The sequence below is a fragment of the Lujinxingia vulgaris genome, assembly GCF_007997005.1.
Taxonomy (GTDB): Bacteria; Myxococcota_A; Bradymonadia; order Bradymonadales; family Bradymonadaceae; genus Lujinxingia.
In genome coordinates, this window is sequence record NZ_VOSL01000132.1 from 17,333 (window position 1) to 28,360 (window position 11,028).

General features: G+C 65.8%; 8 protein-coding genes. 2 read left to right on the plus strand and 6 right to left on the minus strand.

The window, feature by feature from the left end; all coding sequences use genetic code 11:
• Positions 1-40: 40 nt before the first annotated feature.
• Positions 41-1,774, minus strand: a complete 1,734-nt coding sequence (locus FRC96_RS17930) for a serine/threonine protein kinase (protein ID WP_146976505.1) — start codon at positions 1,772-1,774, stop codon at positions 41-43.
• Between the two features lie 320 nt (positions 1,775-2,094).
• Between FRC96_RS17930 and FRC96_RS17935 the strand changes: the two genes are divergently transcribed.
• Complete coding sequence (locus tag FRC96_RS17935; protein ID WP_146976506.1) at positions 2,095-3,192, plus strand: M23 family metallopeptidase; 1,098 nt, start codon at positions 2,095-2,097, stop codon at positions 3,190-3,192.
• A 243-nt stretch (positions 3,193-3,435) separates the two neighbouring features.
• Here the strand turns inward: FRC96_RS17935 and FRC96_RS17940 are convergent, their stop codons facing one another.
• From FRC96_RS17940 to FRC96_RS17955, 4 genes are all read right to left on the minus strand, one after another.
• Positions 3,436-3,768, minus strand: a complete 333-nt coding sequence (locus tag FRC96_RS17940; RefSeq protein WP_146976508.1) for a hypothetical protein — start codon at positions 3,766-3,768, stop codon at positions 3,436-3,438.
• 74 nt (positions 3,769-3,842) lie between these two features.
• Positions 3,843-5,093: an aminotransferase class V-fold PLP-dependent enzyme gene (locus tag FRC96_RS17945; protein WP_146976510.1), complete on the minus strand. Its 1,251-nt coding sequence runs from the start codon at positions 5,091-5,093 to the stop codon at positions 3,843-3,845.
• Between the two features lie 94 nt (positions 5,094-5,187).
• A complete protein-coding gene (gene hisS, locus FRC96_RS17950) occupies positions 5,188-6,555 on the minus strand; it encodes a histidine--tRNA ligase (RefSeq protein WP_146976512.1) in 1,368 nt (455 codons plus the stop codon).
• A gap of 148 nt (positions 6,556-6,703) precedes the next feature.
• Positions 6,704-7,810, minus strand: coding sequence for an aminoglycoside phosphotransferase family protein (locus tag FRC96_RS17955; RefSeq protein ID WP_146976514.1), 1,107 nt, complete (start codon positions 7,808-7,810; stop codon positions 6,704-6,706).
• 140 nt (positions 7,811-7,950) lie between these two features.
• Between FRC96_RS17955 and FRC96_RS17960 the strand changes: the two genes are divergently transcribed.
• Positions 7,951-9,240 (plus strand): threonine/serine ThrE exporter family protein, encoded by a 1,290-nt coding sequence (locus FRC96_RS17960; protein ID WP_146976516.1) that lies wholly within the window; start codon positions 7,951-7,953, stop codon positions 9,238-9,240.
• Positions 9,241-9,288: 48 nt separating this feature from the next.
• Here FRC96_RS17960 and FRC96_RS17965 read toward each other — a convergent pair whose 3' ends face one another.
• Complete coding sequence (locus FRC96_RS17965; protein ID WP_230470410.1) at positions 9,289-10,452, minus strand: putative metal-binding motif-containing protein; 1,164 nt, start codon at positions 10,450-10,452, stop codon at positions 9,289-9,291.
• Positions 10,453-11,028 lie beyond the last annotated feature (576 nt).

Consider the following 11,028-nt stretch of genomic DNA (forward strand, 5'->3'; position numbering starts at 1 on the left):
TCTTAAGAAAAAAGGGAAGTGGTCTTCGCAGCGCGATGTGTCAGTTGGTGGCGGTGGGCGGCCGTCCAAACTTGCGGGGGACGCTGTCGGGGCTCTTAAACTTGGTGGGGCCCTCGTCGTCCTCCCGGGCCTCGGCGGGCGCTTCGGCCTCGCGCTCGGCGGTCGTCTCGCGGGTTCGGGTGGGCGCCTCGGCGGGCGCGTCTTCGGGCTCGGGTGTGGCGCGAGCCGCCTCGGTCGGAGGTTCTTCGACCGGCGCGGCCTCCTGCGTGTCAACCTCGACCGGGGCTTCGGGGGCGCCTTCGGGGCCCGCGACTTCGACAGGGGCCACCGGCGCTTCGGGGGCCTCTTCCACCGGCGCTTCGGGAGCTTCGACCGGCGCGCTCTCAGCCTCCGGTGACGATGAGGAGGGTTCGGCGAGTGCGACGGGGGTGTCGGTGGTGGGGGTGGCGGCGGGGCGGCTCATCATGAAGACGCCACCTACGAGGAGCAGCAGAATGAGGATCGCCAGCGCGGCGTAAAGGCCGCGACGCTGAGGCTGCGCGCCCTCTTTTTGAAGATCGTCGCCGAGAAAGACCGTGTTTGCGCTGGCGTGTGCGGCCGGCGGAGCATCCGGGTCGGTAGGCGTGTTTTCGAACGCGGCGACCATGGGGTCGTCGATGGCCGGGCCCGCCTGCGGCGACGAGCCCTGGGGATCGGGATCGGTGTCGGCGGCCGCGTGATCCGCCGGCGCGGCGATGAGCGGGTCGGTGGGCGCGCTGGCTGTGGCGCGCTCCTCAGTGGTCGGCTCGGGGGCTGCGTTTCTGGCTTCAGGTGCCTCTCCCGACATCAACCTGTCGAGCGCCGTCAACATCTCGCCGGCGTCTTGATACCGATTTGCGGGATCTTTTTTGGTGGCCTGGGCGATGAAGCCGTCGAGCCAGTCAGGGGCCTTGATGCCCGCGCGGGGGATGAGCGTGGGCATCGGATCGTTGATGTGCATAAAGAGCACCGAGAGGGGCGCTTCAGCATCAAAAGGCGGCTCGCCAGTAAAAAGCTCGTAAAACATCACGCCCATGGCGTAGACGTCGGCCTGCGGGCCGATCTCGCGTTTCCCCTGAGCCTGCTCCGGGCTCATATAATGCGGCGTGCCAAAGACCTCGCCCTCGCGGGTGAGCCCGCGGGTGGAGCCCTCGTTGATGAGGCGGGCGATGCCGAAGTCGAGGAGCTTGGGGAGGTCGCCGTCGTGCCCGGTGGTGGTGATGATGACGTTTTCGGGCTTGAGGTCGCGGTGCACGATGTCGCGGCGGTGGGCCTCGGCCAGGGCCGAGAGGATCTGGCGGCCGACGTGCAGCAGGCGCTCGGCCGTCATGTTGCGGCCCCACATCCAGCGCGTCAGCTCCACGCCCGGGGCAAACTCCATGACCATGTAGGGGTGGGTCTCGCGCTCAAACCCGAAGTCGTGCAGCGTGATGATGTTGGGGTGGGAGAGGCGGCTGATGGCGCGGGCTTCCTGAATGAAGCGCTCGCGGCCTTTGTTGGAGTCTTGCAACTCGGTGCGCAGCACCTTGAGGGCCACCTCACGCTCCACCGGAAGTTGCAGCGCGCGGTAGACCGCGCCCATGCCGCCTTCGCTGATGAGCCCTAAGATCACGTACTTTTCGGCGGCGAGTGTGCCGATGCGCGGATCGGTCTCGGCGTCTTCCAGCGCGCTCTCATAGACGTAATAGAAGCCGTCGCGGGGGCATTTGGCGCCGAGGGCCGGATTTTTCTCACGGCATTTTGGGCAGATAGGCATGCGATGTGGCTCGCTTGCTAGCGCGGTACTTTGAAGAGGGCGGTCGGTCGAGTGGCCAGCGCGATGGCAGCGCAAAAGGGCGACATCCGGAGCTCTTAAGACAGACGGCGCAACGATAACAGCAGCCGGGCGCAGGCACAACCAGGTGGGGGCCTGCGCCTCACCTGAGCGCGGTAGCCGGCAACGCCCTTGTTCGAGAAGGGGTTGGCTTTGGCTTGACGCCCCGTCGCGCCGGTGCTTGTTTGGCAGCCGGCGCGACCTTCGATTCAGGCGCCGACGACGTCACCCCTAACACCACCGCGTCACCCCGGAAACAGGCTATGCAGCACGAGACCGAACACGAGGATCAGGGACCGAAACCTCGGGGCATTTTTAAAAAGATGAACCCCGAGGACGATCGTTTTGAGATGTGGGCGAAGATCGCGATCGCGCTGGCCGCGCTGATGGTGGTGACCTACGCGGTGGCGCTCTTAAAGTTGGGCAAGCCCAGCGTGATCGCGCACGCCACGATCATCCCGATGCTCGGGATGCTCACGCTGCCGATGGCCTTCTGGGGGTTGTTGCGCACGCTCTTTCAGCCGCCAGTGATCCGCCGCACGCGCACCATCGGGTTTGGGGCGCTGCTGGTGGTGGGGATGCTGGGGAACCGCCCGGTGATGTCGGCGCCGGTCTCGACCGTTGATTATGCCAGTGAGGTGCGTTTTGAGCTCCCCTTCAACGGGCGCTGGGTCACGCTGGCCGGTGGCGAGGAGCGGGAGACGAATTATCACGCGACCACCGCGATGATGCGCTGGGGTTATGATTTTGCGCCGCTCGTCGAGGGCAGCCGCTTTGAGGGTGATGGCTCAAAACTCGAGCAGCATCATTGCTTCGGGGCGCCGGTGTACGCGCCGGCGGCCGGTGAGGTGGTGCGGGCGGTGGGCTCGGAGATCGATCAGGTGCCCGGGGAGTTTGATCCGGTGAGCGTGCTGGGTAACCACCTGGTGCTGCGTGTGGCCGATGGCGAATACCTCTTTATGGCGCATCTGCAGCGCGGCTCGCTCAAGGTCTCCGGCGGCGACACGGTGGAGGCGGGTCAGGAGGTTGCGGCCTGCGGCAACTCCGGGCGGACCTACACCCCGCACCTTCATGTGCACCTGCAGAACAGCCCGGAGGTGCCGATCGCCGAGAGTCTGCCCCTTTATTTTGAAAACTACCTGGCCGATGGCGAGCCGGTGGAGCGGGGCATGCCCGTGGGAAGCTCCGATGTGGAGACGCAGGTCGGCGAGATCGTGGAGCGTCAGGAAGCTTGGCTCGTGAAAGCGTCAGGCGAAGCGGCGTCGGTGGATGATGGTGCCGGGGTGCAGAAAGGCGGTGATCTCGTCGAGGCCGAGGCTGCGGACGCGCCTGAAGCGGGTGCAGAAGGCACTTCGGAGTGAACGCTCAGATTTGGTCTGAGCGTTGCGCTGAATGAAAAGTTTAAACAAATCAAGGATTTACGGGGAGGTCGTGCGGCATCAGTTCCAGGGCAATCGCAAAGTCCAACAAGGTTTTTTTATGGAGAACCCACCCAATCCATAGGGAGGGGTCTTGTGCCCCTCCGGAACTCCCAGGGCGGGGACCCACAAGGGGTCCCCCTACGGTGGCGGGTGGTGGGGACCCACTTTGCGATTGCCCTGGCATCAGTTGTCGCGGGAGACGCGCTCGATCTCGGCGTCGACGCGGGCCTCTTCCAGCTCCAGCTCGCGAAACTTTTCTTCGAGGGAGTCGATGTCGGTCTCGCTGCCCAGGCGCAGCTGCGCCTCGGGGGCGGGCAGCTCGCGGGTGCCGAAGATGCGCTTGAGCAGGCGGTAGACGCCCCAGCTCAAAAACGCGAGCACGCCGATGGCGAGCACGAAGCGAAACGCGCGCATCAGAAGCGCGATGAGCACCAGCCCGCCGATGACCAGCATGATGATCTTGAGCACATCCCAGAGGATCTGTCCGGGGGTGGGGGTGTCGCCGCTGTCGCTCATATCTGCTCCGTGGGGGGCCGGTCCGGTGCGGGTCTGGCGAAAAGTGTAGGGCAGGGCGGCCGGTTGACAAAGGCTCAGATGAGCGCGGAGAGCGTGTTGGCCAACGTCTGCAGCTCGTCTTCGGTGGTGTAGAGCTGGCAGCTCAAGCGCAGCAGGCGGTGGGGGTGGGCGGGCCAGGTCATCACGGCGATCTCAATGCCGGCCTCCTCAAAGAGGGCCTGCTGCAGGGGGTCGACCTCCCGGGGGAAGTCGACGGGCGGGCCGCTGCGATCGGGGAGGGGGAGCGCCGCCATGGAGCCCAGAAGTTCGTCGGGAACGGGCGCATCGATGCCCAGCGCCTCGCAGACCAGGTCGCGGCCGCGCAGGGCCATGCGGTGGTTATGGGCCATAAGCGCCGGCCAGCCGCCGGGTACAAGCGCGCGCAGAAAGTCGATGGCCGCCGGCACGCTCAAATACGAGGTCATATCGTAGGTGCCCATCCAGCTGAACTCGGCCTGGAAGCGTTGCGGGTCGTCGTCGGGCAGGCCGGCGGCGTGGCTGAAGACGGGGGGGCGCGTTGTGGCCTGGTGCTCGGGGGCGACGTGCAAAAAAGCTGCGCCGCGGGGGCTGCAGAGCCATTTATGGCAGTTGCCCACGTAGAAGTCGGCGCCGATCGCGTTGAGGTCGAGCGGGATCATGCCCGGGGCGTGGGCGCCGTCAATGAGGCTGAGCACGCCGCGCTCGCGCAGGCTGTTGGTGATGCGCTCGGCCGGCAGGATCAGCGCGGTGGGGCTTGTGACGTGGTCGAAGAGGGCGATGCGGGTCTGCGGCGTCACGGCGTCGATCAGCGCGTCGTGCAGGGCGTCGGCCGAGGTGGGGTTGAAGGGCAGATCGGCGGTGATGACGCGCGCGCCCTTTTGTGACGCGATGGTGCGCGCGGCAAGCGTGCAGGGGCCGTAGCCCTGGCGTGTGACCAGGATCGCATCGCCCGGCTGAAGATCGAGCGAGCCCAGCACGGCGTTGACCCCGGTGGTGGTGTTGGGCACGAAGACCAGGTTCGGCGCGTCGGCGCCCACAAAGCTGGCAAGCTCCGCGCGGGCGTGGGCCATCAGCCCGGGGAGCTCGCGGCTGACAAAACGCACCGGGTTGGCCTCAATCTGGCGTTGAAGCTCCTCGCGCAGGTGCATGACCCGGCGAGGCACGGCGCCAAAGGCGCCGTGGTTGAGGTGAATGACGCCCGAGTCCAGCCCCCAGTGCGGAGCGTAGTCGATCTTCAGGGGCGCGGCCGGAGAGGGGCTCTCATCGGCGGGTTCAACGTCGATGTTCGCGTCGCTTTTCTCGCTCATGGCCGGCTCCTGAAAGATCGTTACATGTACGGATGACCCGCATAGATACTGAACTTTGTTCGTCTCTCGGACGGACAAAGAGGGGACGAAAAGCTCAGGCCTTGCGGGCTTTGATCCAGTCGGCGACGTCGGCGCGGGAAACCTCGGTCTGGTCACCTCGCTTCATGTCTTTGATGGAGACGACGCCCTGCTCAAGCTCGTTTTCAGCCAGAATGGCCACGAAGGGGACGTTGCGCTCGTCGGCGTATTTGAACTGTTTTCCGTACTTATCCGCATCCGGATAAAGATCGACGCGCAGCCCCGCCGCCCGCAGCTCGCCGGCAAGGCGCAGGCTGTTGGGGGTGAAGTCGTCGCGCCACAGGGTGACGAGCACGTCGACGTCGGGGGCGGGCTCGGCCAGGGCGTCGCGCTCGGCCAGGAGCATGAGCACGCGCTCCAGGCCCAGCGAGAACCCGCAGGCCGGCAGGCTCTGGCGGGTGAACATGCCGATAAGCCCGTCGTAGCGGCCACCGCCGCCCAGGCTCCCGGAGAAGTCGTCGCTGCGGATCTCGAAGATGGGGCCGGTGTAGTAGGAGAGGCCGCGGGCGAGGTAGGGGTCGATCTTCAGGTAGGGTGCGGCCGGGGTGGCGGCCGCAAAGCGCAAAAGATCGCCCAGCTCCGAGAGGGCTTTGTTGCCGCTCTCCAGCTCACCGACCCGCTCGGCCAGCGCGCTGAGCAGCGCCTCATTGCCCTCGACCTCCTCGGCCAGCCCGAGCAAGGGCAGCAGCGTGGCGGTTGCGTCCTCGCTGATGCCGCGCTCGGCGAGCTCTTTTTTGACGCCGTCGAGGCCGATCTTGTCGAGCTTGTCGATGGCGACCAGCGCGTCGTTCTGCAGATCGGCGGGCACGCCCGCGGCCTCCATCATCGCGTTGAGGAGCAGGCGGTGGTTGAGGTGGATGCGGAAGTTTTTGAACTCCAGGCGCTCCAGCACCTCGCAGATGGCCGAGGCGACCTCGACCTCCACCGTCATGGACGTGGAGCCGATTACGTCGACATCACACTGGTAGAACTCGCGAAAGCGGCCGCGCTGGGGGCGGTCAGCGCGCCAGACCGGCGCGATCTGAAAGCGCTTGAAGTAGCGGGGGAGCTCGTTCTGGTACTGCGCCACGATGCGCGCCAGCGGCACGGTCAGGTCGTAGCGCAGGCCCATATCGGCCAGGTCCACCTCGGTGGGGGCGTCTTTTTTGAGCGCTTTTTGCAGCTTGTTGCCGCGCTTCATCACCTTGAAGAGCAGCTGGTCGCCCTCGTCGCCGTACTTGCCCATGAGCGTGGAGAGGTTCTCCATCGTCGGGGTCTCCAGGGGCTGAAAGCCGTAGCTCTGGTAGACCTCTTCGATCAGCGCGAAGACACGTTTTCGGAGCGCGGCCTCCCGGGGGAGGAAGTCGCGCATGCCGCTGGCGGGCTTGGTGGAGATCTGGCTCATGGTGGGGCTCGTCGGATCGAAAAAGAGAACACACAAAAAGGGCTGAGATGGGCGCGGCGGGCCAACCTCGTCGAGGTCGGCCTGGAATGAGGGGCGCCGGTCCGGCTGTGACGATGAGGCGGCGGGAAGATCGCGCGCGCCTCGTTGTTCAGGCCTCCCCGAAGGCCGGGTCGACCGCCGCGAGCAGCGCGTCGAGGCCGTGGTAGCCGTTAAGGGCGCGCAGCGCCTGGCGCACGTATCCGATAGAGGGCTCGTAGTAGTCAAGGAAGCTCGGGTTATGCTTGACCTTGTCGATAAAGATGAAGCGGCCAGCGTCTTTGAGTTTGCGCTGGACGGTCTGCAGGTAGAAGGCGCGGCGCATCAAGGCGGCGTCCTCGCACCAGGTAAGGCCGCGTTGTTGGCCAACCTCAATGTAGTGGTCGAGGAGGCGGTCGACCTGCTCGGCGTTGAGCGCGATGTAGGAGTCGCGCAGGAGCGCCACCAGGTCGTAGATCACCGGGCCGATGAGCGCGTCCTGGAAGTCGATGAGGATCCAGGTGTCCTGTTTGCGCATGATGTTGCGCGACTGGTAGTCGCGCAGCACAAGCGTGGTGGGGAGCTCGGTGAGCTCGGCGGTGAGGCGGTCGAAGATCGCGTTGAGCTCGTCGCGATGCTCGCCCAGGGCCTCGGGGCCGTAATGGTTGTCGAGGCCCCACTCGCGGTAATGATCGAGCTCCCAGCGCAAAAGCTCCGCGTCGAAGGCGCGCCCGAAGGCCACCGTCTGGTAGCGGGGGCTTTTGCGCTCAGCCTCCACGCGCACCTGCAGATCGACGAGAAGTTCAATGGCCTGGCGGTAGAGCGCCTCGACGGCGGCCGGGGAAGTTGCGGCGAGTACGGCGTGCTCGAACATCTCATCGCCGAGGTCTTCGAGCAGCAGCACGCCGCGGGCCATGTCGATATGATCGATGGCGGGCACCGGCAGGCCGATGTTGGCCAGGTAGCGCTGCACGTTGACAAAAGGGAGCTCGGTGGGCACAGCGTCGGCCGAGGATCCGCCCTCATCACTCCCCATCACACCGACGCCCTCGGGGAGCACCATCGCCATCAGCGTGAGCTCGCCGCGGGGGTAGACCCGGGCCTCGGGGAGGTCTTCGGGAAGGTGGACGCGCCAGTAGATGCGCAGCGAGGCGTGGCCGCCCAGGTTGTCGAGGCGAGCGCGCTCGGCGACCTGGGGATCGAAGACATCAGCGAGTGTTTGACGCAGGCGTTGTTCCATGGGGGCGACTCGGGTAAGGGAGCGGGGCCGAAGGCGGCGGCAGCGAGGCCGCTGAGTGAAGGTGAAGGACGCGGGGCGCAGAAGATGCCCCGGAAGCTGTTGCGATCAAGGTGCGTCAGGAGCGCCAGAGGAGCAAGTTCATGAGCACGAATCAGCCTGAAGGCAAGATCCGCCGTGTGCTCGGTGTGCCGCGTCGGCGGCGCTCCAGTGAGAGCGCGCAGCCGAAGATCGACAATAAGGCGGTGGAGTTTGTGCTGCGTGTCGGACGCGCGTTGCACCAGTACGGCACGCCGGCCCACCGCTTAGAAGAGGTGCTCTCGGGGATGGCGAGCCGCTTTGGACTGGAGGCGCATTTCTTCTCGACGCCGACCTCGATCATGGCGGCGTTTGGGCCACTGGGCGATCAGCGCAGCTTTCTGGTGCGCGTGGAGCCCGGGGAGGTCAACCTGGGGCAGATGGCCGATGTTGACGAGATCGTCACCCGGGTGCTCGCCGGCGAGCTGAGCACGGCCAAGGGCCTGGCGCTGATCGAGGAGGTGGAGCGGGCGCCGGAGCGCTATCCGCCCTGGTTGATGACGGTCTGCTATGTGCTCTCATCGGGTGCGGCGGGCATTATCTTTGGTGGTGCGCTGCGCGAGATGTGGATCTCGGCGGTGGCCGGGCTGGGGATCGGGCTCTTGTCGCTGGTGGCGGTGAAGTTCGCCACGGTGAATCGGATCTTTGTGGCCCTCAGCGCGTTCATCGCCTCGTTTGTGTCGGGGGCGCTGGCGGTGGCGTTTGATGGGGCGTCGGTGTTCATCCCGATGGTCGCCGGGCTGATCGTGCTCTTGCCCGGGTTGACGCTGACGACGGCGCTCACTGAGCTGGCCACGCGCAACCTGGCGGCGGGTGCAGCGAGGTTGACCCTGGCGCTGATGATATTGCTGGAGATGGCGTTTGGTGTAGCGGTGGGGTTGCGCCTGGCGGAGATGCTCTTTGGCGCGCCGCCGCAGCTGACATCGCTGGGGATGAGTTTCGGGGTGGAGGCGGTCGCGCTGATCGTGGCGTCGGTGGCGTTTACGGTGCTCCTGCGCGCGCGATTCAGCGATGTAGGTTGGATTTTAGGCGCGGCGGCGCTGGCCTACGGCGGCACCCGTCAGGGGGCGTTGTGGCTGGGGCCGGAGGTCGGCGTCTTTATCGCGGCGCTGGTCGTGGGTGTGGGCAGCAATGCGTTTGCACGCTTTTTTGAGCGACCGGCGTCGATCGTGATGGTGCCCGGGATCTTGCTGCTGGTGCCCGGGAGTGTGGGCTTTCGCAGCGTGTCGCGTCTGCTGGAGCACGACGTGGTGGGGGGGATGGAGACGGCGTTTTTGATGACGCTTGTGGCCGCCTCCCTGGTGGCCGGTTTGCTGGTGGCCAACCTGATGATGCCGCCGCGCAAGGCGCTCTAAGTCAGGGGGGGACGTCGAGCACCCGGCGCGGGCACAGCTAAGAACGCGTCAGGGCGAGACGTTCTCGATGAGGTAGTCGATGCCGCTGACAGGCAGGCTGGATGAGCCGCTGTAATACACCTGGATGGTGATGCGCTCGTCGGCGTCCTGAATGTCGGAGGAGGTCAGGGTGCGGTCGAGCTCGCGCAGACCGTTGGAGCCCTGGCCGTAGGCGATGACGCGGGTGCCCGCCCAGAGCGCCATGTTGATCGTGGAGGTGCTGGGGTTGTAGGCCAGATCGACTGTGACACGATCGCCGACGGTGAGGTTGCCCAGGTAGAACCAGTCGTAGCCTTCGCCCGGGCAGAGCGTCATCTCTTCAAAGGCGCCCGAGAAGAACTCCACGCCGTTAAGGCTGCTGGCGTTGGTGGTGCCGTAGCTGTCGTTGGTGCAGTCGGTGGGATCGGGGTCCGGGTCGGGATCGGTGCCGCCGCAGACGTCGTCTTCGTCGGTGGCGCCGTCGCAGTCGTTGTCTTCGCCGTCGCAGACCTCCGCGGAGGAGGATTGAGGCAGCGCGTCGCAGAAGGTGCCGGCGCCGTCGAAGCGGCACTCCAACTCCCCAAACCCCTCGCAGGCGCCCAGGCCCACGCTGCAGGCCTCGCCAACGTTGAAGCCCTCGTCGGTGGCGTCATTGCAGTTGTTATCGACGCCATCGCAGAGCTCGTCGGCACCGGGGTAGATGCTGTCGTCGCTGTCGTCGCAGTCCGGGCCAGGCGCGCAGCCCTCGCCGTAGCCATCTTCATCGTCGTCGACGCAGACGCCGCAGGCGTCGTCGACACACGCCGCGCCACCGCCGCAGACCTGCGGCTCGCTCCACTGACCACAGCCGGTGCCGTCATCGGTGCAGACGATCTCGGCGTCGTCGCCGTCGCAGAGGGACTCGCCAATGGTGCAGCAGTTCGGATCGGGGTCGGTGTCGGTGTCGGTGTCTTCTTCCGGATCGGGGTCGGTGTCTTCCTCGGGATCCGGGTCGGTGTCTTCCTGCGGGTCGGGGTTGGTATCTTCTTCCGGGTCGGTGTCTTCCTGAGGGTCGACGTCGTCGTCGGCGTCCTTATCAGGGCCGGTGTCCGGCTGGGGGCGGATCGGGTCGGTGTCGGCCGGGTCGACGGTGTCGCCGTCGGCACAGGCGGTCAGGCCGCATGAGAGGATCAGGACAATCAGAAGTTTGAACATCGCGGGCACAGCATCCTCCAGGGGGAATCTACGTCGAAAGGCCCGTTATCGTAGCGAGGCGGCCTTTCGGTCACAAGGCAAAGACGTGTGACAGGGCCGAGGGCCCAGGCCGGGAGTGTGGGAAGAGGGGCCGGGCGCAGAAAAGGCGTTCGCGAGCGTTGCAGGCGGGTTTTTTGTGGGAAAAAGGGGGTCGCGAGCGTTGCAGGCGGGATTTTTGTAGGAAAAAGGCGTTCGCGAGCGTTGCAGGCGGGATTTTTGTAGGAAAAAGGCGTTCGCGAGCGTTGCAGGCGGGATTTTTGTGGAAAAAAGGCGTTCGCGAGCGTTGCAGGCGGGATTTTTGTAGGAAAAAGGCGTCCGCGAGCGTTGCAGGCGGGTTTTTGTGGAAAAAAGGCGTTCGCGAGCGTGGCGGGTAGGTTTATAAGCGCCAGGGCCGGGAGGGCGCTTAAAAAACCAGCAGCATCGAGACGGGTTCGCTTTGCGCAGCCTCAACCTCCGGGATTTTGCCCCAGGGGCGGAGCTCCTCGGTCGCCGAGCGCCCCAGGACCAAGCCAGCATCGTCGCCGCGTCCTCGCAGTA